21 protein-coding genes are annotated in these 24,218 nt (G+C 32.6%); 10 read left to right on the forward strand and 11 right to left on the reverse strand.

The genetic code is table 11. The features are described 5' to 3' along the window. Nucleotides 1-35: 35 nt before the first annotated feature. A complete protein-coding gene (locus P2W65_RS18350; protein ID WP_289659866.1) occupies nucleotides 36-1,778 on the forward strand; it encodes an APC family permease in 1,743 nt (580 codons plus the stop codon). A gap of 229 nt (nucleotides 1,779-2,007) precedes the next feature. Here P2W65_RS18350 and P2W65_RS18355 read toward each other — a convergent pair whose 3' ends face one another. Further along, nucleotides 2,008-3,495, reverse strand: a complete 1,488-nt coding sequence (locus P2W65_RS18355; RefSeq protein WP_289659867.1) for an aminotransferase class V-fold PLP-dependent enzyme — start codon at nucleotides 3,493-3,495, stop codon at nucleotides 2,008-2,010. 182 nt (nucleotides 3,496-3,677) lie between these two features. On the opposite strand from P2W65_RS18355, the gene msrA reads away from it, so the two are divergent. Continuing rightward, nucleotides 3,678-4,211, forward strand: coding sequence for a peptide-methionine (S)-S-oxide reductase MsrA (gene msrA / locus P2W65_RS18360; protein ID WP_289659868.1), 534 nt, complete (start codon nucleotides 3,678-3,680; stop codon nucleotides 4,209-4,211). 201 nt (nucleotides 4,212-4,412) lie between these two features. Next, nucleotides 4,413-5,981 (forward strand): protein adenylyltransferase SelO, encoded by a 1,569-nt coding sequence (locus tag P2W65_RS18365; RefSeq protein ID WP_289659869.1) that lies wholly within the window; start codon nucleotides 4,413-4,415, stop codon nucleotides 5,979-5,981. A gap of 79 nt (nucleotides 5,982-6,060) precedes the next feature. Here P2W65_RS18365 and P2W65_RS18370 read toward each other — a convergent pair whose 3' ends face one another. Together P2W65_RS18370 and P2W65_RS18375 are read right to left on the reverse strand one after the other, a co-directional pair. Then, nucleotides 6,061-7,032 carry a YpdA family putative bacillithiol disulfide reductase gene (locus P2W65_RS18370; RefSeq protein WP_289659870.1) on the reverse strand — a complete coding sequence of 324 codons (972 nt, stop codon included), beginning with the start codon at nucleotides 7,030-7,032 and terminating at the stop codon, nucleotides 6,061-6,063. 1 nt (nucleotide 7,033) lies between these two features. Next, the gene (locus P2W65_RS18375) at nucleotides 7,034-7,507 is read right to left on the reverse strand and encodes a CYTH domain-containing protein (RefSeq protein WP_289659872.1); all 474 of its coding nucleotides are present in this window, start codon (nucleotides 7,505-7,507) and stop codon (nucleotides 7,034-7,036) included. A gap of 185 nt (nucleotides 7,508-7,692) precedes the next feature. Between P2W65_RS18375 and P2W65_RS18380 the strand changes: the two genes are divergently transcribed. Together P2W65_RS18380 and P2W65_RS18385 are read left to right on the forward strand one after the other, a co-directional pair. Then, entirely contained in the window at nucleotides 7,693-8,610 is a 918-nt protein-coding gene (locus P2W65_RS18380) for an OmpA family protein (protein WP_289659873.1), read from the forward strand. Nucleotides 8,611-8,629: 19 nt separating this feature from the next. Beyond that, the gene (locus P2W65_RS18385) at nucleotides 8,630-9,178 is read left to right on the forward strand and encodes a helix-hairpin-helix domain-containing protein (protein WP_289659874.1); all 549 of its coding nucleotides are present in this window, start codon (nucleotides 8,630-8,632) and stop codon (nucleotides 9,176-9,178) included. A gap of 173 nt (nucleotides 9,179-9,351) precedes the next feature. Here P2W65_RS18385 and P2W65_RS18390 read toward each other — a convergent pair whose 3' ends face one another. The 6 genes from P2W65_RS18390 to P2W65_RS18415 form a co-directional block, all read right to left on the reverse strand. Beyond that, entirely contained in the window at nucleotides 9,352-10,389 is a 1,038-nt protein-coding gene (locus tag P2W65_RS18390) for an o-succinylbenzoate synthase (protein ID WP_289659875.1), read from the reverse strand. Nucleotides 10,390-10,476: 87 nt separating this feature from the next. Continuing rightward, nucleotides 10,477-11,715 (reverse strand): tetratricopeptide repeat protein, encoded by a 1,239-nt coding sequence (locus P2W65_RS18395; RefSeq protein ID WP_289659876.1) that lies wholly within the window; start codon nucleotides 11,713-11,715, stop codon nucleotides 10,477-10,479. A 137-nt stretch (nucleotides 11,716-11,852) separates the two neighbouring features. After that, complete coding sequence (locus P2W65_RS18400) at nucleotides 11,853-12,530, reverse strand: metal-dependent hydrolase (protein ID WP_289659877.1); 678 nt, start codon at nucleotides 12,528-12,530, stop codon at nucleotides 11,853-11,855. Nucleotides 12,531-12,559: 29 nt separating this feature from the next. Continuing rightward, nucleotides 12,560-13,522, reverse strand: coding sequence for a 1,4-dihydroxy-2-naphthoate octaprenyltransferase (gene menA, locus P2W65_RS18405; RefSeq protein ID WP_289659878.1), 963 nt, complete (start codon nucleotides 13,520-13,522; stop codon nucleotides 12,560-12,562). Nucleotides 13,523-13,623: 101 nt separating this feature from the next. After that, nucleotides 13,624-14,457 (reverse strand): 1,4-dihydroxy-2-naphthoyl-CoA synthase, encoded by an 834-nt coding sequence (locus P2W65_RS18410; protein ID WP_111376371.1) that lies wholly within the window; start codon nucleotides 14,455-14,457, stop codon nucleotides 13,624-13,626. Between the two features lie 790 nt (nucleotides 14,458-15,247). Continuing rightward, a complete protein-coding gene (locus P2W65_RS18415; RefSeq protein WP_289659879.1) occupies nucleotides 15,248-16,099 on the reverse strand; it encodes a CvfB family protein in 852 nt (283 codons plus the stop codon). A 159-nt stretch (nucleotides 16,100-16,258) separates the two neighbouring features. On the opposite strand from P2W65_RS18415, the gene P2W65_RS18420 reads away from it, so the two are divergent. Then, a complete protein-coding gene (locus P2W65_RS18420) occupies nucleotides 16,259-17,608 on the forward strand; it encodes a M20/M25/M40 family metallo-hydrolase (protein ID WP_289659880.1) in 1,350 nt (449 codons plus the stop codon). A gap of 32 nt (nucleotides 17,609-17,640) precedes the next feature. Here P2W65_RS18420 and menD read toward each other — a convergent pair whose 3' ends face one another. Continuing rightward, complete coding sequence (gene menD / locus P2W65_RS18425) at nucleotides 17,641-19,302, reverse strand: 2-succinyl-5-enolpyruvyl-6-hydroxy-3-cyclohexene-1-carboxylic-acid synthase (RefSeq protein ID WP_289659881.1); 1,662 nt, start codon at nucleotides 19,300-19,302, stop codon at nucleotides 17,641-17,643. A 178-nt stretch (nucleotides 19,303-19,480) separates the two neighbouring features. On the opposite strand from menD, the gene P2W65_RS18430 reads away from it, so the two are divergent. Further along, nucleotides 19,481-20,656, forward strand: coding sequence for a thioredoxin family protein (locus P2W65_RS18430; RefSeq protein WP_289659882.1), 1,176 nt, complete (start codon nucleotides 19,481-19,483; stop codon nucleotides 20,654-20,656). A 13-nt stretch (nucleotides 20,657-20,669) separates the two neighbouring features. After that, nucleotides 20,670-21,167 carry a GNAT family N-acetyltransferase gene (locus P2W65_RS18435; RefSeq protein WP_289659883.1) on the forward strand — a complete coding sequence of 166 codons (498 nt, stop codon included), beginning with the start codon at nucleotides 20,670-20,672 and terminating at the stop codon, nucleotides 21,165-21,167. Nucleotides 21,168-21,298: 131 nt separating this feature from the next. On the opposite strand, the gene P2W65_RS18440 is transcribed toward P2W65_RS18435, so the two are convergent. Beyond that, nucleotides 21,299-21,877, reverse strand: coding sequence for a glutathione peroxidase (locus P2W65_RS18440; protein ID WP_289659884.1), 579 nt, complete (start codon nucleotides 21,875-21,877; stop codon nucleotides 21,299-21,301). A gap of 908 nt (nucleotides 21,878-22,785) precedes the next feature. On the opposite strand from P2W65_RS18440, the gene P2W65_RS18445 reads away from it, so the two are divergent. Together P2W65_RS18445 and P2W65_RS18450 are read left to right on the forward strand one after the other, a co-directional pair. Next, nucleotides 22,786-23,316, forward strand: coding sequence for an RNA polymerase sigma factor (locus tag P2W65_RS18445; protein WP_289659885.1), 531 nt, complete (start codon nucleotides 22,786-22,788; stop codon nucleotides 23,314-23,316). Continuing rightward, nucleotides 23,316-24,104: an anti-sigma factor gene (locus P2W65_RS18450; RefSeq protein ID WP_289659886.1), complete on the forward strand. Its 789-nt coding sequence runs from the start codon at nucleotides 23,316-23,318 to the stop codon at nucleotides 24,102-24,104. The genes P2W65_RS18445 and P2W65_RS18450 overlap by 1 nt, the downstream gene beginning before the upstream one ends. Nucleotides 24,105-24,218: the final 114 nt, after the last annotated feature.

Raw genomic sequence — 24,218 nt, forward strand, 5'->3', positions numbered from 1 at the left:
TTGTTTTTTGCTAAAAGTGTAAATCTCAAATACTGATGAAGGATATCGTACACAAAAAATTAAATCAATTACAGGCAACTGCAATCTGTGGCAATGATATTAGTTCTTCCTGTCTCTATGTATCAGCTTTAACGATATTATATGCAGGGCAATATGCTTGGATTTCACTGCTTATTGTTGCTGTTGTTTTATTTCTTTTCAGAAAAATTTATGGAGAAGTTGTAGGCGCAATTCCATTAAATGGTGGAGCCTACAATGTTCTATTAAATACATCTACTAAAAGATTAGCTTCATTAGCGGCCACACTGACAGTCTTGTCTTATATGGCTACAGCAGTTATTTCAGCCTCAGAAGGAATGCATTATTTACATGGAATTTTCGAAGGCTTAAATGTGACAATTGCAACCGTTGTTGTTTTGGTTTTATTTACTGGTTTAGCCATCTTAGGAATCGGAGAATCGGCATTTGTAGCTGTTATAATCTTCCTTACACACATTGGAACATTAAGTCTATTGGTTTTAGCTTCCATTTGGTTTGTTCTCACTCACGGTTTAGATACTTTTCATATCAACTGGCATACTCCTATTGCTTACGAAAGTATCAAAACAGCACTTTTTCTAGGATTTTCGGCAGCAATGCTGGGGATTTCAGGTTTTGAAAGTTCTGCCAACTTTGTCGAAGAACAGGAACACGGCGTTTTTCCAAAAACACTTCGAAACATGTGGGGAATTGTCAGTTTCTTCAATCCAGTTATTGCTATTTTATTAATTAGTGTTATTCCGTTAACAGAAGTTGGCGAAAACAAAGAATCGCTTTTAGCACATTTAGGGCAAACTACTGGTGGAGCATGGCTAGCTTGGCTTATTTCTATAGATGCCGTTATGGTGCTCTGTGGAGCGGTTTTAACTTCGTTTGTTGGAGTTTCTGGACTTTTAAACCGAATGACTTTAGATCGAATTCTTCCAAATTATTTTCTTAAAACCAACAAAAGAGGAGCGCATTATAGAATTGTCATTAGTTTTTTAATTCTTTGTATCTCTGTACTTTTTGCAACAAGTGGACATTTAGAATCATTGGCAGGAGTATATACTTTTTCATTTCTAGCCGTAATGGCTTTATTCGGGATTGGGAATTTACTTTTAAAGTATAAACGAAAAAAACTTCCAAGACCAGAACGTGCTCGTGGCATTGCAGTTGTGGCTGCGGTAAGTTTTGTTATAGTGGCATTTATAGGGAATATGAAACTGAATATTAATTCGTTTTATACTTTTCTCCAATATATGATTCCAGCTTTGCTATTTATTGGGATCATGCTAAATCGTGTTATGCTGATCCGATTGTTGATTGAAGCTTTAGAATATTTCTACCAGCCACTTAGAAAAATGGTAATTATAAGTAATCGTTATCTGCAGAATTTAAGTTCACAAATTAATTCGCAGGAATTTGTGTTTTTTACAAAGGGAGACGATATCACAATTTTAAACAAAGTTTTGCAATATGTTGAAGACAATGAAACAACAAAAAAACTAAAAATTGTTCATGTCAAAAACGACGCAACGACTAATGAAGCTCTTAAAAAAGATCTTGAAGTCTTAGACCGCGCCTATGATGGACTCGATATAGAATATTTAGAAATTCAAGGTGTTTTTGGGCCTGAAATAATTGATGAGCTTTCTCAAAAATGGAAAATTCCAAAAAACTTTATGTTTATTGGCTCACCAGGAAATAAGTTTTCCTATCGCGTTTCAGACCTTGGCGGAGTACGTTTGATTATGTAATTTTTTAAGGAGCAGAAACACTTGTTTTCTAATAACTTCCAGTCCCGCTATCCACTTTATCTTTTATGGTGAACCCCACCATAAAAGGATACCGTTTCTATCGGGGCTAAACTATAAACATTCATTTCTAAAAAAACAATAAACCCGATAGCGTTCAGACTATCGGGTTTGCATTTTATATAACAGCGTTCTTTAGGTAAATCTTTGCTGCTGATCGGTTAAACAAAAACTAAGATTTAAACCAGCTCTCTACTAATTCATCTTCAAATGAGGTAGCGTCTTTATGAATAAATTCATTTCTGCTTTTGTCATAAGAATAATCCAAAGCCCATTCTTTATGATTCGCTGCCATTTCTTTAATACTTTGACATACAAAAGCAATCTCTTTGTCAGTAGTTGTTGGGTGAATTGACATTCTAATCCATCCCGGTTTTTTGATTAAATCACCAATTGTAATTTCATTAACCAGTTTATTAGAAGTTTCCTGATCAACATGTAATAGATAATGTCCATAAGTTCCAGCACAGCTGCATCCTCCCCTAGTTTGGATTCCGAAGCGGTCATTTAGAATTTTTACTCCTAAATTAAAATGGAGATCATCAATAAAAAACGAAATTACTCCAAGACGCTCTTTATGCTGTCCAGCTAAAATTTTAATATTTGAAATAGTTTCTAATTCGCTGAAAACATAGTCAACGATTTCGTGCTCACGCTGCATAATGTTTTCGATTCCCATTTCTTCTTTCAGTTCAATAGCCAAAGCCGTTTTTATAACTTGAAGGAAACCTGGAGTCCCGCCATCTTCACGATCTTCAATATTGTCAATGTATTTATGTTCTCCCCAAGGATTTGTCCAGCTTACAGTTCCTCCGCCAGGACAATCAGGAATCATATTATTGTACAATTTTTTATTAAAAATTAACACACCAGAAGTTCCAGGACCACCTAAAAATTTATGAGGAGACATAAAAACAGCGTCCAGATAAGACTCAGGATCAACAGGATGCATATCTACTTCCACATAAGGTCCTGAACAAGCAAAATCTACAAAACAAACACCGTTATATTGGTGCATTAATTTTGCTGCTTCATGAAAAGGAGTTCTTAATCCCGTAACATTGGAGCAAGCCGTAATCGAAGCAATTTTAATGGTTCTATCGCTATATTTTTCTAACAAAGCTTCAAGACTTTCCAAACTAAAAAGTCCTTTTTCACAAGACGGAATAATTTCAACATCTGCAATAGTTTCTAGCCATGAAGTTTGATTAGAATGATGTTCCATATGCGAAATAAAAACGATTGGTTTCTTTTCGGCAGGAACATTTGTAAAGCTTTTCAAATTTTCAGGAATTTTTAAACCTAAAATACGCTGAAATTTATTAATAACTCCAGTCATACCCGTTCCGTCAGTAATTAAAACATCGTCACTATTTGCATTGGCATGACGTTTAATAATATGTCTGGCATGATGATAGGCTTTTGTCATAGCAGTACCAGAAACAGTAGTCTCAGTATGTGTATTGGCTACAAAAGGGCCAAATTCGTTCAATAATTTTTCTTCAATTGGACGATACAATCTTCCACTGGCAGTCCAGTCAGTATAAACGATTGATTTTCTGCCATAAGGTGACGTAAATTCCTGATTTATACCGACAATATTCTGTCTAAATTCCTGAAAATAAGTTTCAAGTGTGATGGTACTATTTTTGCTATTCATTAGTTGTGCCTTGTGTTTGACTGCAAATATATCGTTTTTTTATAAAATTGCGAATTTATCAATAGCAAACTTCAAACATTACATTCCTGTTGGATATATTTAGCTAAAAGAACTATTTTTTAACAAATTATCATAATATCCTATCGAATTAATAGGCAATAAACAAACAGAAAGTATTATTTATGGGAAATTTATCAGTAGCTACCTTTGGTGGTGGTTGTTTTTGGTGTATTGAAGCTGTAATTCAGCGTTTAAAAGGAATAGAATCAATAAAATCAGGTTATTCAGATGGGTTTATAAAAAATCCTGCGTATCGCGAAGTTTGCACTGGCAGAACTGGACATGCAGAAGTTATCCAAGTTACTTTTAATCCTGACATAATTTCATATCATGACTTAATTTTTATCTTTATGACAAGTCATGATCCAACAACATTAAATCGTCAGGGAGGAGATAGCGGAACGCAATATCGTTCTATCATCTTATATCATAATGAAGAACAAAAAGAAACTGCAGAAAAAGTTTTTGAAGAAGTACAGCCAGCTTATGCTGATCCAATTGTAACACAATTGAAACCTTTTGAAGTGTTTTATGAAGCAGAAGATTATCATCAAAATTATTATAATGAAAATCAAGAAGCTGGATATTGTCAAGTAGTAATTGACCCAAAAATTCAAAAACTTAAAAAAATGTACGCTGATATGTTAGTGGATTAATTTTTAGGTTAGTCATTGATTTAAGGGAGTAAAAAGATTTTCTTTCTTTTGCCACGACTCGAGCGATAGCGAACAGGCGAAGCAATTACACAAATTTCCACAAATTATTTTTTCTAATTCAACTAAAAAAAATTAGTGCAAATTTGTGTAATTCGTGGCCGTAAAAAAACTTTATAATCTGTGGCAAAATAAAAAAGTAAAATGAAAAATTTAAAAATAAACAATCGATTTACAGCTGAATTACCTGCGGATCCAGAATTAACAAATGAAATTCGTCAGGTAAAAAATACTTTGTTCTCGTATGTAAATCCAACAAAACCTTCTAATCCTGAACTAATACATGCTTCTGAAGAAGTGGCGGAATTAGTAGGGATTTCAAAAGAAGAAATTCGATCAGAAGAATTCGTAAATGTATTTTCGGGTAAAGATATTTTAGATAACACACAACCTTATGCATTGTGTTATGCAGGACATCAGTTTGGTAATTGGGCCGGGCAATTAGGAGATGGACGTGCTATTAATTTAACGGAAGTCGAAAACAATAATCAGTTTTATACATTACAATTAAAAGGAGCAGGAAAAACGCCTTATTCTAGAACTGCAGATGGTTTGGCAGTTTTACGTTCTTCTATCAGAGAATATCTTTGTGCTGAAGCTATGCATTATTTGGGAGTTCCTACTACTAGATCGCTTTCTTTGATTCTTTCTGGAGATCAAGTTTTACGTGACATCTTATACAACGGAAACCCTGCCTATGAAAAAGGCGCTGTGGTTTGTCGTGTCGCTCCATCATTTATTCGTTTCGGAAGTTACGAGATGCTGACTGCTAGAAACGAACTTAAAAATCTAAAACAATTTGTAGAGTATAGCATCAAATATTATTTTCCCGAAATTAAAGGTGAACCAAAAGAACAATATATTCAATTCTTTCAAAAAGTTGCGGATACTACTCGCGAAATGATCTTGCACTGGCAAAGAGTTGGTTTCGTACACGGTGTTATGAATACCGATAATATGTCCATTCATGGAATCACGATTGATTATGGCCCTTACGGCTGGTTAGAAAATTATGATCCAGATTGGACGCCGAATACAACAGATAGCCAAAATAGAAGATATCGTTTTGGAAATCAACCTCAAGTGGCACAATGGAATTTGTTTCAATTGGCAAATGCACTCTATCCTCTTGTGAATGAAGCCGCGCCTTTAGAAAAGATTCTAGATTCTTTTATTACTAATTTTGAAGAAGATTACAAGCTAATGTTTTTAAGTAAATTAGGTATATTTACTTCAAGTGATGCTGATGATAAAATTGTAAAAGGTCTTGAAGAAATTTTACAGTTATCAGAAACGGATATGACTATCTTTTTTAGAAATCTTAGCCAAATTAAGAAGTATGATTCCGTAGAACAAGCATTTGAAAAAATTGAATATGCATTTTATCTACCACAAGAAATAAAAGATACCATTTTAGATGCATGGCAGAAATGGCTTTCTGTTTATCTAAAAAGACTAAGTGTAGAAACGCTTTCAGATGAAGAACGTGCTTTAAAAATGAATCAAATAAATCCAAAATATGTGCTTCGAAATTATATGGCTCAATTGGTGATAGATGCGGCAGATAAAGGAGATTATTCTTTAGTTGAGGAATTATTCCAGCTACTGAAAAAACCTTATGATGAGCAGCCTGAATCTGAAAAATGGTTCGCCAAACGTCCAGATTGGGCAAGAACAAAAGTTGGCTGCTCAATGCTTTCTTGCAGTTCTTAATTTTTTTTTCGCCACGAATTCACGAATTTTTTTTTGACAATCTACTGAGTGAAAATTTGTGAATTCGTGGCGGAAAAAACTATTTAGAAGTAATGTAATCCAAAATCATACTAGCGTGGATTCTTGAATTTTCTATAAACCATTTGTGTGTCTGCATACCGCCGCAGACAACACCAGCCAAAAATAAACCTTCTACATTGGTTTCCATTGTTTCTGAATTATAGACTGGAATTTTTAGTTCATCATTAGAAAGCTGAATTCCCATTTTTTCTAAGAAATTCAAATCAGGTTTATAGCCTGTTAATGCTAGAACGAAATCATTCTCAATCGTTATTTTACCGTTTGGCGTTTCAATTTCAACTTCATTTTCACGTATTTCAGTAATATTCGATTGAAAATAGGCTTTGATACTTCCTTCCTCTATACGATTTTCTATATCTGGTTTTACCCAATACTTTACACGGTTATTGATTTCGTTTTTACGAATCACCATCGTAACCTCTGCTCCTTTTCTCCAGCACTCTAACGCTGCATCTACAGAAGAGTTGTTCGCTCCTACTACCAAAACTTTTCTAAAAGCATATTCATGTGCTTCTTTGTAGTAATGACGAACTTTAGGAAGGGTTTCTCCTAAAACATTCATCTCAATTGGAATGTCATAAAAACCAGTTGCAATGATGACATTTTTAGATTGATATTCTTGTTTATCTGTTTTTATATGGAAAATAGAATTGCTGTCTTTTTGTACATTATTAACTTTTTCAAAAAGATTAATATTGAATTTAAAATAACGATGAATGTTTCTGTAGTATTCTAAAGCTTCCTGGCGTCCTGGTTTTGGTGCCAAACAATTAAAAGGAATATCTCCAATTTCCAATCTTTCGGCAGTTGAGAAAAAAGTCATATAAAGAGGATAGTTGAAAATACTGTTTACTATCGCACCTTTTTCTATAATTAAATATCTCAGGTTTTTCTTTTCGGCTTCAATGGCGCAGGCAAGTCCAATTGGGCCACCGCCTACTATTATAAGGTCGTATATTGATTCTGTCATTTTATTTCTGCCAGTCTTTAAAAGGATTTTTACTTAAATAAGCATTGTAATATCTTTCATCATTGGTCACTTCTTCGCCAAGCCATTCTGGTTGTTCAAAAGATTCTGTTTCAGAGTTTAACTCGATTTCGGCCATTATCAAACCTTCATTTTCTCCATAAAACTCATCGACTTCATAAACATGATTTCCTGATTTTATTTCATAACGTGTTTTTTCAATTTTACCTTTTTCACATAATTTCAAAAGTTCTGTTGCCTCATCCAACGGAATTTCATTTTCCCATTCAAAACGAGACATACCGCCGCTCTGGCTTATTCCTTTAATAGTGATAAACCCTTTATTGCCTTTTATTCTGACTCTAACAGTTCGTTCTGGAGCAGAACTCAAATATCCTTGAGCAATTTTATTCTGAGTAAAAGCTTGATTCTTGAAGTCGTCAGATTTGACAAGAAATTTTCTTTCTATTTCGACCATTTTAAAATGTAAAATTATTTTAATGCAAGTTACTCATTTTAATCAAGTCCTTAAAAAGATAAAAAACGAAAATTATGTTAATTTGAATCTTTTACTTTAAAACAAAAACATTAAAATAACTGATTATTAATATATTACGTGTTATTTTTTTAGTTAAATTTGATAGAATCTTAACTTCATCATCTATGTCTAAAAAAGCACTTTATCTATTAGGCATTGCAATAACCATTATTTTAGGTACTTTTTTATACCTTAAATTCTGCTGCAACTGCTCTGAGAAAATTACAACGGATGATACTCCAAAAACAGTTTCAACACCTGTTCAAGAGCCTAATTTTGTTCCGTTTGTATTAAATGGTCCTGGAATTGAATATCAGACAAATGATAATCTCAAGTTCCTTAAAAACAGCGCAACTTTAATAATACCTATTAGTGATTCTGTCATAAGTGGTATTCAAAAATTAAAGACATTCTTGGTTTCAAACCCTCAGCAGAAAGTAACTATAACTGGCTATGCAACATCTGATGAAACAAATTCCACCACTTTTGAGAATTTAGGTCTGGCAAGAGCAAATGAAGTTAAAAACTATTTTGTCTCTGAAGGACTATCAGAAAAACAATTCAACACAAAAGGAGAAATTATAGACAAATGGAAAATGCGCGCCGACACACTTCTAGGGCCTGCAAATTATACCTTTGATACTATAGACTCTACTTCTACAACTGCAGCAACTGATGAATGGACTACTTTAAAGGATAAAATTAATGCAGATCCTTTAATTCTTCATTTCAATACGAATCAGTCCAAAGAAACTTTAACGACTCTTGAAAAACAGAAAGTTGCCGATATTGTGAAATATACTGAACACGTAAAAGATGCGGTAGTTTTAGCTGTTGGACATTCTGATAATGTTGGGAACCGTGATTCAAACATTGTTTTGGGACAAAAAAGAGCAGCATTTTCCAAAAATTATCTTTCTAAAAATGGTATTGCTCCCACAAGGATTGAAACACAATCCAAAGGACCAGATGAACCAATTGGAGATAACAATACTTCTGAAGGAAAAGCATCAAACAGAAGAACCGTAATTACTATCAAATAATTAATCAAAACATACGATCATGAATATACCTTGTATCTTAATACCTGTGCTAGTGGGATTAATCTGTGGAATTTTAGGTTACTTACTAGGAAAAATGAATTCGAAAAATGACGATTCTCTTGAATTGTCGCTGCAAGCAGATTTGGATGCGTGTAAAGCTAATACCCGAAATCTCAATGCAAGAATTACTACTTTAGAGGCTGATTTAGCAGCAGCAAAAGCCAATCCAGCTCCTCAATCATTTGCCGGAACCGCTCCAGCTGTGATTCCATTTAATAGCGAATTGGCTGCGACCGTTCTCGGTAAAAAAATAAAAGAAAATGATTTGAAAGTGGTAGAAGGAATCGGGCCAAAAATAGAAGCTTTGTTTAACGATGCCGGAATAAAAACGTGGTATGATCTTTCTCAAGCATCAACTGATAAATTACAATCTATTCTAGATGCAGGAGGTGAAAATTATGCCATACATAATCCAAGTACATGGGCCAAACAAGCATTATTCGCTTATCAAGGAAAATGGCAGGAATTGAAAGACTGGCAGGATAGTCTTTTAGGTGGAAAAGAGTGATTCTGTTAAGGTTCAGAGTGACAAAGTAACAAAGTTGCAAAGGTTTTAGCTTTTGTGCAGAAGCTTTGTCTTAGTTTACTTTTTTCTTTAATTAATTATACAAAAAAAGGTGCAAAGTTTTTACTCTGTACCTTTTTTGCTTTGTTACTTTGCTACTTTGTACCTCTGTCACTTTAAAAAAAATCCTTTTGCCATTCTTTTGTGGTGTTATACCACAACTTACCATTTTTAACTTCTAGGGGACAATCTATATTATTAGTATATAAAGCTCCAGTTCCTAAACCTTGTGGCATTTCTGAGTTTTGAATAAAAGTCCATTGTGCAATGGCATTCAAACCAATATTACTCTCTAAAGCTGAAGTAATCCACCAGCCAATATTATACTTTTCTGCGAGTGTAATCCATTCTTGAGTTCCTCTAAAGCCTCCAATAAAACTTGGTTTTAAAATAATATATTGGGGTTTTATTTCCTTCAGTAATTTTTCTTTTTCTTGAAATGTAAATACACCAATAAGCTCTTCATCTAAAGCAATTGGAAATGGTGTTTCTTTACAAAGTTTTTCCATTTCTGTTATATTACCTTTTTTAATTGGCTGTTCAATGCTATGTAATTGAAATTTATTTAATTGATCTAACTTATCTAAAGCTTCAGTTAAAGAAAAAGCACCGTTTGCATCTACGCGAATTTCTATCTCTTCAGGAGAAAAATGACTTCTAATGAATGCTAATAATTCCAATTCTTTCTCAAAATCAATAGCTCCGATTTTAAGTTTTATACAATTAAAACCATCGGCTAATTTATCTTCAATCTGCTGTTTCATAAAGTCAGGTTCTCCCATCCAAACCAAACCATTTATATTGATTGAACTCAAATTTTCAGTAAAATCAGACGGAAATAAAAGGTAGGGATCTTCATTATTTAATGATAAAAAAGCCATTTCAATTCCAAACTGGATTGATGGAAATTCTAACAAGGCTTCCCAAAGTGCTTTTTCTCCTAAATGAATATTATCACAGGTCCATTTTAGTTTTTCTTCGTAATCTTCACGATCATCAGCACTTAATCCGCGAAGAATGCCGCATTCTCCTATTCCTTTTCTGCCATTTTCTTCTAAGATTATAAACCAAGTTTCTTTTTCGGTCATAACTCCTCTAGAAGTCCCTGATGGTCTTTTAAATTCTAATAAATACTTGTGATAAGATGCGTTCATTTTTTTTAGATGCTAAGATACTAAGCTACTGAGATGCTAAGTTTTTTTTTAAACCGACTTTAAGAAGCAACTTTATATCTAAGAAACTTAATTGTATAATTTTAATATTTTTTCAAAATCTTTTGAAGGTAAACCTGCTTTTTCAAAAGCCTGAAAATCGAGTTTTGTTTTCTCAATCCAGCTCAAACTGTCTGTAACGTTCTGAGTTTGGTATTTTTTATAAATAGCTTTAGCTGCGCTGTAATCGTTACTCACTAAATAGGTATGTGCTAAATTCAATTTTACCAATAATTCTGTGTCATCTAGTTTTTCGCCATCTTGAAGCGCTTTTAGTGCTTTTGCATATTGTTTGGTCAAAAGATAACAATAACCAAGCGAGCTGTAATCTAAAGCTGTTGCTTTTCCTTCGTTAACAATAGTGTTTAATTTCGGAATTGCTTCGTTGTATTTCTGTGCTTTGATTAAAGATGATACTTCTTTTCTTAAATCATTAAAAACATTTTTAGAAATATCTGCATCTTTGTAACAAGCGTTTCCAAAATCTTTGTAAACTTTTGTTTTCTCAACAGCTAATAATTTCTGAAACTCATCATAACGATATTGTTTCATGATTTTATTTAAAATACAAACGCAAAAATCATCTGAATTGGCCATTTTTTGTGCCATTGTGGAAGTTTTACACAAACTGATTATTTCGTTCTTGTTGTCTTGGTTCCAACCACGGTTTAGTTTGATGTCAACCCAAGGCACAACTTCCAAAACTACTTTCTGGCTTAAAATCCAGTTTTTGCTTTCGAAACCAAACCAAATGGTGCTGATATTTTCTTTTAAGCAAGACGATCTATTAACAGATAATCGTTTAGCATCTTTACTTACAGGTTCTGCTTGAGAATAACAGGCATCATTTATTTTTCCATCTGCCACATATTTTTTAGCATTTTCATTTGAAGTAAAAATTGAATAAGTACATTCGTCGTCTCCAGAAATTTTTGACATCAAGAAAACAGCTCCTGCAGATCCCTGGCTTACTCCTGTTGGATCTGGAATAGTTTTAAGTAAAGAAACCAAGCTATTTGTCAGTTCTTGATTTTTATCTAAAAGTGTAATTCGGTAAACGATTTCTGTAGTTCCAACGGGAAGATCTTCTGTTGCAATAGAGATTCTATCGCGTGCCGGAACCAAAATTTCTTTTGTAGTTGCTCGTTCTTTATCCCAATAACCGTCTTTTTGAGCAAAAACGCTATAAGAAATTACAATAAAAAGAGCTAATAATAATTTTTTGAAAGTTGAATTTTGTGAGGATGTTTTAATTGCCACAGATTTCACAGATTAAAATGATTTTTTATTTTAAAAACTCCAGTATTTCAATAACATAGATTGTGCCAAATAACAATTTCTTTTTGCCTTTAAAAAATATAGCCGAATCAGGAATTATCTCCTTTCTTCGGCTATACTTAGGATATTTATAATTCTATCGATTCTCCGATTTCTAAAAGCATTAAATCTTTTCCTTTATCGAAAAATTTACGAATAGCTTCTTCGTGATTGATTTCAATGTAACCAAAAGTATCAAAATGATATCCTAAGATTTTGTCGCATTCTACAAAGTCTGAAGCAATGATAGCATCTTCAACATCCATTGTGAAATTATCTCCAATTGGAAGAATTACTAAATCTAATTCTGTACGAAGCGGAATCAACTTCATGTCATAAGTCAAAGCAGTATCTCCAGCGATATAAATATTTTTGTGTTCGCCTTCAATTACAAATCCGCCAGGATTTCCTCCGTAGGTTCCGTCAGGAAAACTACTTGAATGAATTGCATTTACATATTTTACTTTTCCAAAATCAAATTTCCAGCTTCCACCGTGGTTCATTGGATGCGAATTGAATCCTTTGCTTCCGTAATAAGTTGCGATTTCAGCATTTGAAACAATCACAGCATTTGTATTTTTTGCAATGGTTTCAACATCCAAAACATGATCTCCATGAGCATGCGTAACCAAAATATAATCGGCTTTTAAAGAGTTGATATCAATTCCTGAAGCTTTTGGATTTCCAGTGATAAATGGATCCACAATAATATTCTTTCCTCCTACTTCAATAGCTAAAGACGCGTGTCCGTAATATGTAATTTTCATTTTTGTCTAATTTTAAATTTATAGTATCCTTATCTTCCTCCTAAAAACAAGTTTACAATAATGTCTGAAATCAAAGAAATCATGCAAACTGTCAATAAAATAGAAAGTAAAAAAGTACTTAATGCTAATTTTTTTAATTCTGGATCTAACAGTTTAGGATCCTGATTTTTATAAACTGTAATTAAATGTTTAGTTAAAGGAATATATGCCAGTAAAAACAAATATTGGTCAAAGTTATAATCACTTAGAATAGCAAAAATTACAACCAAAAGCATTGCAGTAATAATTAAAGTATAATGATACACTTTTGCGTTTGCAGCGCCAATTTGTACTACAATAGTATTTTTTCCTGCTTTTTTATCTGATTCCTGATCGCGCATATTATTTAAATTCAAAACTCCTACACTCAATAAACCAATTGAAATGGCTGGAAGAATTAAAAGCGGATCTACTTCTTTAGCATATAAAAAGTTTACTCCTAAAGTACTTACTAATCCGAAGAAAATAAATACGAATACATCTCCAAATCCTCTGTAACCATAAGCAGCATTACCTACAGTATATTTTATTGCGGCAACAATCGCAGCAATTCCTAGTAATAAAAAGAAAATTGAATAGCCAAAATTATCTTTACCAAAGGCAAAATAAATCAAGATTATTGCAACTAATAAAGTTAAGATAGAAGTAATTATAATGGCCTTTTTCATTGCCTGCGGCGTAATTACACCACTCTGAATAGCACGTTGTGGGCCTACTCGATCTGCGTTATCGGTACCTTTTACTCCATCACCATAATCATTGGCAAAATTGGATAAAACCTGTAAACCTAATGTTGTTAAAAGTGCGAAACCAAAAATCTTCCAGCTGAATACTTCAGTTGGTGTATTAATAGTTTCTGTTGGATTTGATAAAGCATAAATACTTCCAACTATAATTCCAGAAACTGATAAAGGTAATGTGCGCAATCTTGCGGCTTCAATCCAATGTTTCATATTGTAATTTTAGATTTTAGAATGTAGATTTTAGATTATTGTATTCTGATTAAAAATAATAGATTGAGAATCTAAAATCTAAAATCAGAAATCTAAAATTATTATGGCAACCATTTATTTTCTCCGAAATTTGGTTTTCTTTTTTCTAAGAAAGCATTTCTTCCTTCTTTGGCTTCTTCGGTCATGTATGCCAAACGAGTTGCTTCACCAGCAAAAACCTGCTGTCCAACCATTCCGTCGTCTGTTAAGTTCATGGCGAATTTCAGCATTTTAATAGAAGTTGGAGATTTCTGAAGAATTTCCTGGGCCCATTCGTATGCAGTCGCTTCCAATTCATCATGAGGAATTACAGCATTTACCATTCCCATTTCAAAAGCTTCTTGAGCAGAATAATTTCTTCCTAAAAAGAAAATTTCTCGAGCTTTTTTCTGTCCAACCATTTTAGCTAAATAAGCAGATCCATAACCCCCATCAAAACTTGTTACATCAGCATCTGTTTGTTTGAAAATAGCGTGTTCTTTACTTGCAAGTGTCATGTCGCAAACTACGTGCAAACTATGTCCGCCGCCAACCGCCCATCCGGGAACAACAGCAATTACCACTTTTGGCATAAAACGAATTAAACGCTGTACTTCTAGTATATTTAAACGATGCTGTCCGTCGTCACCAACATAGCCTTGATGTCCACGTGCGTTCTGATCCCCACCGCTGCAGAAAGAATAAATTCCATCTTTTGTTGAAGGTCCCTCAGCAGAAAGTAAAACCACTCCAATCGAAGTGTCTTCTTGTGCATCATAAAAAGCTTGGTATAATTCTGAAGTGGTTTTAGGACGAAAAGCATTTCTAACATTTGGTCTGTTAAAGGCTATTCTCGCTACTCCGTTGCATTTTTTATAAGTTATATCTTCAAATTCTCTGGCTGTAATCCAATCCATTTTGATTTTTGTATTAAAATATTATAGTGTAAAAATAAGTCATTTTTACAATTTTACCTACTCAATTTGGGTTAAGTCTTGACGAAATCGATACGCAATGTTAACAATTGGTATTTACTTACAAAAAATAACATTTTTTAACATTAGTTTAGAAAAATAATAATTAATTTTACACCCTAGAAATCAATGAGATACATTTTATTTCACTGATTTCAGATTGATTTTCTTTCACTGATTTATTAACCTAAAAAATGATTTTTTTGAGAAAATTTAAAAAATTTGTCGCTCATTTTTTTAGGGTTTTCACTAACAAACCTCAAAGTAAAGAGCAAATGATTTATGTGTTTGTCGAAACTTCAAAAAGAAAAAAGTAACACCTAAGGTTAAAGGTTAGAATTGTATATAATTAGTATATAAATGATAACGAAAAGAGAAAAATACTAATTCACACTTTCTAAAAGTTATTTTAAAAACCAATGGAACAGCCGTGAAATTCTCTTTTTGATTTTAAGATATTTACATGAATTGTTTAAAAGACATACCGTCAATGGAATAATCTCTAAAATACGTAAAGCTATTATTCTGAGATGGATTCGAATTATTTTATTTCTGTTTTTTTTTAATTACAATTTTTTTTAAAACTAGAATAAAAAGCGAAAGGCTGCTCGTAATGAGCAGCCTTTTGTGTTATAATAACTTTACTTCGTAAATTGCAAAAAAATAAAAATTCCAAATTCCAGTTTTATTGTATTCAATCAAAGCTTGGAATTTGGAATTTTGATATTAGAATTTAATTAATTAAATAAATTCCGTCTTCTTTAATTTCAATAAGTCTCTCTTTATATAAAGTACCAATTGCTTTTTTAAATGATTTTTTACTCATTTTTAAAACGGTCTTGATATCTTCCGGATGCGAATTATCATTTAACCTTAAGAATCCTCTGCTTGCTCTTAGTTCGCTTAAGATTTTCTCTGCATTAGGCTCAACACTTTCAAATCCCTGTGCTTGAAGTGCAACATCTATTTTATTATCAGGGCGAATATTTTTGATATAACCACGTAATCTCTGACCTGTTCTAATTGAATCATCATAAACTTCATCTTTATATAAAAGACCTTTGTGACGTTCGTTTATAATTACATTGATTCCCATATCAGTAATATGAGAAACGATTAAATCTACTTCCTCGCCTTTTTCTACAGTCAAATCATCATTGCTTAAGAACTGATTGGTTTTACTAGAGGCAACCAAACGATTGGTTTGTTTATCCATGTATAAATAAACCAAATAACGTTTTCCTTTTTCCATTGGACGAGCTTGTTCTTTGAATGGAACAAGAATATCTTTTTCCATTCCCCAATCCATAAAAGCACCAACATTATTAATGTAATTGACACGTAAAAGAGCAAATTCATTCAATAAAATATAAGGAACTAAAGTTGTTGCAACTGGGCGCTGTTCGTGATCCAGATAAACAAAAACGATTAATTCTTCTCCTATTTCAAACTCTTTTGGAACATATTTATTTGGCAATAAAACATCATGAACACCTTCGGGATCGTTTTCAGGATCACCTAAAAACAAACCAACTTTAGTATCACGTAATATAGTAAGAGTATTGTATTTTCCTATTTCTAACATTTTTTTAATATTCTAAGTTGATTAAACAACTAAGTTTTGTGATGCAAAGGTACGAAGTTTGAAAATGGTAAAACGAAAAATGTTTTAGATAAAAACATTTTAAACTCTATTCGCTTTTTTAATTAAATTTGAAAGATATCCATAATTTATCCCAAATCAATGAAAAAGAAATTCCTTTATTTTATTTCTTCTTTTTTAGTCTTTACTCAACTTTCACTTTCGCAAGTTGCTGAAGATCCTGAAATAAGAAGAATGATCAGCGAAATTAAAACTGAAAATCTTCAAGCAACAGTCAATAAATTAGTTTCTTTCGGTACAAGGCATACCTTAAGCGATACTAAAAGCAAAACAAAAGGAATGGGCGCAGCGCAGCAATGGGTTAAATCAGAATTTGACAAAGCTGCACTTGAATCTAACGGAAGATTAACGTCTAGTATTGATTACTTTACTGCAAAGGCCGATGGAAAAAGAATTCCAGCAGACAGTTACATCGGAAATGTTATGGCAACTCTTAAAGGAACTGATCCAACAGACGATCGAGTTCTTATTATTAGCGGTCATCTTGATTCTCGTGTTACTGATGTAATGAATGCTAAATCCAATGCTCCAGGCGCCAACGACGATGGATCTGGAGTTGCCGCTATTATTGAATTAGTAAAGGTAATGAGTAAAAGATCTTTTCCTGCTACTATTATTTTTGTTGCTGTTACAGGCGAAGAGCAAGGGCTAATTGGTGCGCGCTATCTTGCAGAAAAGGCGAAAGCTTCCAATTGGAATATCGCTGCGATGCTTAATAATGACATGATCGGAAATAGTTTGTCCAGCGGTACTAACCTGAGAGACAATACACAGGTTCGTGTTTTTAGTGAAACTATTCCCTATTTAGAAACAGAGGAAGAAGCAAAAATGCGAAAAGCCACAAGTCGTGATAATGACAGTCCATCAAGATTATTAGCACGTTATATTAAAACTACTGCAGAACAATATGTAGATCAATTAACAGTTAAACTGGTCTATAGAAATGATCGCTTTCTTCGAGGCGGTGATCATACGCCATTTAGCCAAAATGGATTTACGGCCGTTCGCTTATGTGAAATGAATGAAAATTTTGATCATCAGCATCAGGATTTAAGAACAGAAAATAATACTGTTTACGGCGATCTTCCTGAATTTATGGATTTTGAATATCTAAGAAAAAACACTTGTGCTAACTTAGCCGTTCTTGCCAATTTAGCATCATCTCCAAAAAAACCTGTGAATGTTGGAATTGAAGTAAAGAAACTTTCGAATTCTTCCACGCTCATCTGGTCTGCTCCAGAAAATAAAGTTCCATATGGTTATCAAATCTTAATGCGAGAAACAGCTTCATCACATTGGGAAAAGACTTTTTTTACAAAAGAAACTCAAATTGAAATTCCATATTCTAAAGACAATTATTTCTTTGCTGTTCAGTCAGTAGACAATTTAGGACATACTAGTCTACCAGTATTTCCGATTCCAATTCGATAAAAATATAGAGCACTCAAGGTGCTCTATATTTTTTAAACTAATTCTTTAAAATATTGTTTCAGGATTTTATCATTTTCAAATGTTGGTGTAAAAACTTCTAAAATAACTGGATTATCATCATTTTGATACATTTCCTTAATACCGTCTTCTAATGATTTTACATCGGAAGCTTTTACATAATTAAAGTCATACATTTTGGACAAATGTTCTGCTGTTAAATGATGTGACGTTTCAAAATAAGTATTAAATACAGGTTTTTCTTGATGTCCAGGAAGAATCCTGAATATTCCTCCTCCTCCATTATTCACTAAAATAATTTTAAAGTTTTTAGGAATATAGGCATTCCAAAGCGCATTACTGTCATACAGAAATCCAATATCGCCAGTAATAAATACATTTTGTTTTGAATTACCGACTGCTGCACCAATTGCCGTTGAAGTACTTCCGTCTATTCCGCTGGTTCCTCTGTTGCAGAAAACCTCTATCGATTCATCAATATCTATTAACTGAGCGTAACGAATCGCTGAACTGTTACTGATCTGAAGCTGGCTGTTTTTAGGAAGTGATTCAATTACTTTCTCGAAAACTTTAAAGTCAGAAAAAGTAATTTCTTTTAGATATTCTTTTCTTTTTTCGAGTCTTTCTTTGTAAACAGAATTGATACTTTCAAAATAATCACTTTCTGTAAAAGATGTTTTTAAAAGTAAATCTTTAAAGAAATCATTTGGCTGCATTTCAAAATGCTGGGTCAGTGCGCCAAAGGTATCATAAGCTCGTAAAGTATCAATATGCCAATGATGTTCCGGTTTGTATTTTCGTAAAAAAGCTTTGATTCTCTTAGAGACAACCATTCCTCCAAAAGTGATTAAAACTTCTGGATTAAATGCTTCAAAATCAGAATCATCAAATGGCGTAATTAAAGTATCAATACTATTAATGAAATTTGGATGATGCAAATTAGAAGTTGTTTCAGTAAGAACAACAATCGAAGGATCAGAAGCTAAATTTTCGATAATTTCTTTTTCAATTGTATTGGCTTCATTAACTCCAACGAGAACTAATTTTCGTTTTGCTTTTTTCCAAATAGAAACAAACTCCTCGCTGTTTTCTATAGTTTTTGGACTATTATCTGAAATGAATTTGGCAATTATTGGTTGAATCGAAAGTTCTTCTGTAGTTTCGTATAAAGGCTCTTCAAAAGGTACGTTAATATGAACTGGGCCTTTTTTTAGAATAGCCGTTTCAATAGCTTGATTAATTTTTAGATCATTTTCTTCTGAAGCTTCTTCTGTAAGATTAGCATTGAAAACCGAATGATTCAAAAAAACATTTTCCTGACGAATTGTTTGACCATCACCAATATCAATTTTACTCTGGGGACGATCAGCAGAAATAACAATTAACGGAATCTGGCTGTAAAATGCTTCCGCGAAAGCTGGATAATAATTCAATAAGGCTGATCCTGAAGTACAAACCACAGCTGTCGGCTGTTTGGTTTGCTGTGCAATTCCCAACGCAAAAAAAGCCGCGCATCGTTCGTCTGCGATGCTGTAACATTTAAAATTAGGATTTTGAGCAAACCCAATTGTTAAAGGAGCATTTCTTGATCCCGGAGAAATTATAATATTAACAATGCCTTTGGCTGATAAAATTTCGATAATGCTTTGTGCAAGCGCTATTTTGGGGTAAATCATTCTGATCGTATATTACTTTTATAAAGAAAAATCCTTGATTTGATTTTTCTTAATCTTGCTTACAAAGTTACAAACTTCGCAGTTGATTTAAGTTATAATTAGGAATATATTAAGGCTCTTTCTCAAAAAAGGAGATATATTTGTAAAATCGAATTATTAATAAAAGCCTGACTTAATTATGCGTTTCTTTTTACTACTTTTTTTAGCCGTTACTTTTCAAACCATAAGTTCTCAAAATCAATTTGTTCCTGTTGACATTCCATATAAAACAGCGTTGGAAACTGCTAAAAAAGAAGGAAAACCGCTTTTTGTTATGCTCTATGCAGATTGGTGTCCGCATTGTAATTTGATGAAAACGGAAGTTTTAAGCGACCCTACTGTAATTGATTTTCTAAATAAAAACTTCGTATGTACTTATAAAAATATTGAAAAAGAAGAAGGAATCGCTTTAAAGACTAAATTCACTACCAAGTCGCTTCCTACTTTTTTGTTTCTTGATGCCAATGAAACCTTGATTTACGCCTTAAAAGGAGAAATGAAAAAAGCAGATTTTCTAAATGAACTTCGATATTCATTGAATCCTAAAATGCAGTTGCCTTATTTAGAAAAAGAATTTATGGCTGATCCAAGTAATTCAGATAAATATTTCACTTATTTGAACACTTTAAAGAAAGGAAAAGACAGAACGGAATTGTCTCCGGCAACACATACATATTTAAACACGCAATCCGATGCTCAATTGGTTAGTGAATTAAACTGGAGAGTGATTGCAAACGGTGTTACAGATATTAAATCCAGAGAATTCCAGTATGTTTTAAAACATCAAAAAGAATTTGCTGCTGTTGCTTCGCAAACTAGAATTGACAGAAAGATTGAAAGTATTGTAAATGAACTGTTGCGTCCATTGGTTGACAATTTAGATACTGTGAACTATTACAAACAAAGAGAAATAGCAAAATCAATTCGTTTACAGAAAACAGATTCGCTGGTTTTTAAATTTGATTTAACTTTGGCAGAAAGAACTGAAAAATGGGATTTTTATAAAAAAGTTACTCTTGAAGATACTGAGAAATTAGCTTGGAAAGATGCGAGCTTTCTTAAAGAAATTGGGAATACTTATTTCAAACATATTAATGATACAGAAAGCTTGAAAAAAGCTATTTTTTGGGTAAATCATTCTTTGGAATTAAATGATTCGTATGACGGAAATTTACTCGAAGCCAAACTGTATAACAAAATAAAAGACAAAAAGAAAGCTTTAGAATATGCTAAAGAAGCCAAAGCCATTGCAAAAGAAATGGGCTGGGATTCTAAAGATGTTGACGCTTTACTGGCTGAACTAAACAAAAAATAATTACATAAATACAATGAGTATCATTTTAAGACCAGCAACTGAAAACGATTTACAAAAAATTCTAGAAATAGTAAATCATTCCATCTTACATACAACAGCCAATTACAGCTATGAAATTCAGACTTTAGAAGTACAGCAAAAATGGTTTGAAAATAAAAAAGCTAAAAATCTTCCGGTTGTGGTTGCAGACTTAGATGGTGAAGTAGTTGGTTTTGGAAGTTATGGACAATTTCGCGAAAAAATCGGTTATCAGTATACTGTAGAACATTCGGTTTATGTGGTAGATAATATAATTGGAAAAGGAATTGGTTCTAAACTTTTAACTGAGTTAATTCGACTAGCAAAAGAACAAGGTTATCACGTTATGATTGGTGCCATTGATGCCGATAATGCTGGAAGTATTGCTTTTCATGAAAAATTTGGTTTTGTAGCAACGGGAACCATTCGTGAAGTTGGCTACAAATTTGATCACTGGCTGGATTTGGTTTTCATGCAGTTGATTTTGGTTTAACCGCTAAGAACGCAAGGAGCGTAAGCAAAGTTCGCAAAGTATTTTAAACTTTGTCTCTTTGCTACTTTGTATCTTTGAAGCTAAAAAAAAACTCAAATTTGAAATATTTCAAATTTGAGTTTTTTTTTGTTTTAGCTCTTTATCCAATTAATAACTTCTGGATCTGTTGGTAAAGTTCTTGGTTTAATTACTTTAACTAACTCTCCTTTTTCATTAATTAGGTATTTCTGGAAATTCCATTCCACTTCAGAATCTTGTAAACCATTTTTAGATTTCTGAGTTAGGAATTTATAAACCTCACACATATCGCTTCCTTTAACTGAAACTTTGTTCATCATCGGGAAAGTTACACCGTAGTTTTGCTGGCAGAAACTTTCAATTTCTTTTGCTGTTCCAGGCTCTTGAGAAGCAAAATTATTGGCCGGAAAACCTACAATTACGAAACCTTTATCTTTATATTCTTTGTAAATAGCTTCCAAATCTTTGTACTGAGGTGTTAAACCACATTTTGAAGCCGTATTTACAATCATGATTTTTTTGCCTTTTAAAGACGCAAAATCAAAAGTATCTCCTGATAAATCTTCAACTTTAAATTGATAAATGTTTTCTTTTGCCATAATTTCTTTTTTAGGTTTATGGCTCGTTTGAGCCTGAACTTGCGAGGCCATCATAAATAATGCACTGCAAACTAAAATTGCTATATTTTTCATCGTATAATTTTTTATAAAATTAGCTAAAATACACTTCACTAGAACTTAAATTTTATTAATCAAAAGTTAAATAAAAAAATGAAGCCTAACGTTAATCAGACGTTAGGCTTCCCCCCATACAAACAAATCAAACCATGAATTAATTATTATGCCTCTTTATTACTAAAATAATATATGTTTAAAATTATAGTTGATGACTCGGTTATACTGAAAATCTTTTTATCCCCCAATGCCTAACGCACTATCAAAATATTTTCAAATGGCTTGTATTGTATCAACTTGAATCTTACTTAACCGTCATGACATAATAAAAAGTCTTCGATTTGGAAGTCCGAGTACATCAACTATACTATTTTTTATATCTAAAATTTAAAGAACATATCCAATCTCACTGCTTATACAACTTGATAAACACCAAAATAAAAACCAGCAAATCGAAAATATTTATAAAATCCATAATCTTAAAAGTTTATCTATTTATAATGAATTCTTCAATCTCAACTAAATTTCAAATTGGCTTATAATTGTCGCTTCTTTTTTAAAGTCGTTCTCATTAAAAACGGTCATCGCCAACACAGTGGTTAATCCGACGATGAGTATTCTTATTATTTGCTTGCTATCCATAATATTGTTTTTTAAAGAACGACTTTAGATATACTATTCAATGCCTGTTATTTAGAATCAAATTATTATGATCTTTTTCTTACCTATAAAATCATTTACGTAATCGGATTGTTTTTGGTTTTAAAAAAAGTAAAAAAAATCATCTATTTTTTTAAATCCCTTATTTTTAAAGGCTTCAGAGTATGAAAAAAAATAAGAAAAATCAGAAAAAAATAATTTACCTTTATAAAAGAATACCGAATAACGCCTAACATTTTTTGTCTAAACTTTAAAAAGCCAAATCTATGAGTCAAGAAGAACTACTAGTTTTAATTTACAAAAAGGACGAAAAAGCTTTTACACATTTGTACGATATGTACTCTAAAAGTTTGTTTTCTGTCATTCATGTCCTAATCAAAAATCGAGAAGAAGCAGAAGATGTTCTCCAAGACGTCTTCGTAAAAATTTGGAAAAACATCGATTCTTACAATGAAAGTAAGGGACGATTTTACACCTGGATTCTTAATATTGCTCGAAATACTTCGATCGATAAGCTTCGTTCTAAAAACTTTAATAACAGTCAAAAAAACCTTTCCTCGGATAATTTCGTAAATCTGTTAGATGACAGTAATAAATTAACCAACAAAATTGATGCAATTGGTATTCAAGAGTTCGTTAAAAAACTGAAACCAAAATGTATTGAGATCATTAATTTATTATTCTTTAAAGGATATACCCAGCAAGAAGCTTCAGAAGAATTGGCACTGCCACTGGGAACTATAAAGACGCAAAACAGAAACTGTATTAACGATTTACGTAATTATTTAAAAATATAATGGAAGCACAAGAATATATAGAATCAGGAATTCTAGAGTTGTACGTTTACGGCTTATTAAGCGAAAAGGAAAACCTAGAAATAGCTGAATTAGCCAAAAAGAATCCTGAAGTAGATCAGGAAATTATTTCGATTGAAAAGGCTGTAATTGCTTTATCATCGAGCTTCTCTCCTTTCCATTCTGTGGAGAATTTTGAGAAGATTAAAGCACGTCTGGAGCTTAAACATGGAAAAGTAGTCGATATGAAACCAGCTTCAAACTGGTCTCAATATGTGGGCTGGGCTGCAGCAGTATTACTATTGTTAGGTTTAGGATATCAGACTTTGGAATTATCAAAAACCAAAGATGCTATTTCTACAGTTGGAAATGAGAAAAATAAAATTCAACGAGAATATGCTTTCTTAGACCAGCAGAATAAGCAGACAGAGAAAAACTTAAATATTGTTAGGGATATTAAAAATACTGGTGTTACTCTTGGCGGTCAGGCGGTTTCTCCAACTTCTTTTGCAAAAGTATACTGGAACCAGCAAACTAAAACGACTTATATCGATGCTGCTGGATTACCAACTCCACCAAAAGGCATGGTTTATCAGGTTTGGTCTTTAAAATTAAGTCCGGTTCTTACACCAACAAGTATCGGTTTATTGGATAATTTTGAAGGAAATACTCAAAAAATCTTTGCTGTAAGTCAGACGGATTCGGCAGAAGCTTTTGGAATCACTTTAGAGCCTGCTGGAGGAAGTCCAACTCCAACAATGGAACAACTTTATACTTTAGGAAAAGTTTAAAATCTAATTTTGTATAAAACTCAAAAAGAGGCTGTCTCAAAAAGGATAGCCTCTTTTTTGTAAGCTTCGGAGAAGTGGCATATTTATAGAAAGAATTAAATGCTTCCAATATAA

Origin of the sequence: Flavobacterium panacagri, assembly GCF_030378165.1 — a bacterium.
GTDB lineage: Bacteria > Bacteroidota > Bacteroidia > Flavobacteriales > Flavobacteriaceae > Flavobacterium > Flavobacterium panacagri.

Bases quoted from the DNA above. Each gene is read 5' to 3' on its own strand.
- P2W65_RS18435 (WP_289659883.1), top strand. From the start codon at position 20,670: ATGAGTATCATTTTAAGACCAGCAACTGAAAACGATTTACAAAAAATT.
- P2W65_RS18375 (WP_289659872.1), bottom strand. From the start codon at position 7,507: ATGGTCGAAATAGAAAGAAAATTTCTTGTCAAATCTGACGACTTCAAG.
- P2W65_RS18355 (WP_289659867.1), bottom strand. From the start codon at position 3,495: ATGAATAGCAAAAATAGTACCATCACACTTGAAACTTATTTTCAGGAA.
- P2W65_RS18445 (WP_289659885.1), top strand. From the start codon at position 22,786: ATGAGTCAAGAAGAACTACTAGTTTTAATTTACAAAAAGGACGAAAAA.
- P2W65_RS18440 (WP_289659884.1), bottom strand. From the start codon at position 21,877: ATGAAAAATATAGCAATTTTAGTTTGCAGTGCATTATTTATGATGGCC.
- menD (WP_289659881.1), bottom strand. From the start codon at position 19,302: ATGATTTACCCCAAAATAGCGCTTGCACAAAGCATTATCGAAATTTTA.
- P2W65_RS18430 (WP_289659882.1), top strand. From the start codon at position 19,481: ATGCGTTTCTTTTTACTACTTTTTTTAGCCGTTACTTTTCAAACCATA.
- menA (WP_289659878.1), bottom strand. From the start codon at position 13,522: ATGAAACATTGGATTGAAGCCGCAAGATTGCGCACATTACCTTTATCA.
- P2W65_RS18350 (WP_289659866.1), top strand. From the start codon at position 36: ATGAAGGATATCGTACACAAAAAATTAAATCAATTACAGGCAACTGCA.
- P2W65_RS18380 (WP_289659873.1), top strand. From the start codon at position 7,693: ATGTCTAAAAAAGCACTTTATCTATTAGGCATTGCAATAACCATTATT.
- P2W65_RS18370 (WP_289659870.1), bottom strand. From the start codon at position 7,032: ATGACAGAATCAATATACGACCTTATAATAGTAGGCGGTGGCCCAATT.
- P2W65_RS18410 (WP_111376371.1), bottom strand. From the start codon at position 14,457: ATGGATTGGATTACAGCCAGAGAATTTGAAGATATAACTTATAAAAAA.
- P2W65_RS18385 (WP_289659874.1), top strand. From the start codon at position 8,630: ATGAATATACCTTGTATCTTAATACCTGTGCTAGTGGGATTAATCTGT.
- P2W65_RS18450 (WP_289659886.1), top strand. From the start codon at position 23,316: ATGGAAGCACAAGAATATATAGAATCAGGAATTCTAGAGTTGTACGTT.
- msrA (WP_289659868.1), top strand. From the start codon at position 3,678: ATGGGAAATTTATCAGTAGCTACCTTTGGTGGTGGTTGTTTTTGGTGT.
- P2W65_RS18420 (WP_289659880.1), top strand. From the start codon at position 16,259: ATGAAAAAGAAATTCCTTTATTTTATTTCTTCTTTTTTAGTCTTTACT.
- P2W65_RS18390 (WP_289659875.1), bottom strand. From the start codon at position 10,389: ATGAACGCATCTTATCACAAGTATTTATTAGAATTTAAAAGACCATCA.
- P2W65_RS18415 (WP_289659879.1), bottom strand. From the start codon at position 16,099: ATGTTAGAAATAGGAAAATACAATACTCTTACTATATTACGTGATACT.
- P2W65_RS18400 (WP_289659877.1), bottom strand. From the start codon at position 12,530: ATGAAAATTACATATTACGGACACGCGTCTTTAGCTATTGAAGTAGGA.
- P2W65_RS18365 (WP_289659869.1), top strand. From the start codon at position 4,413: ATGAAAAATTTAAAAATAAACAATCGATTTACAGCTGAATTACCTGCG.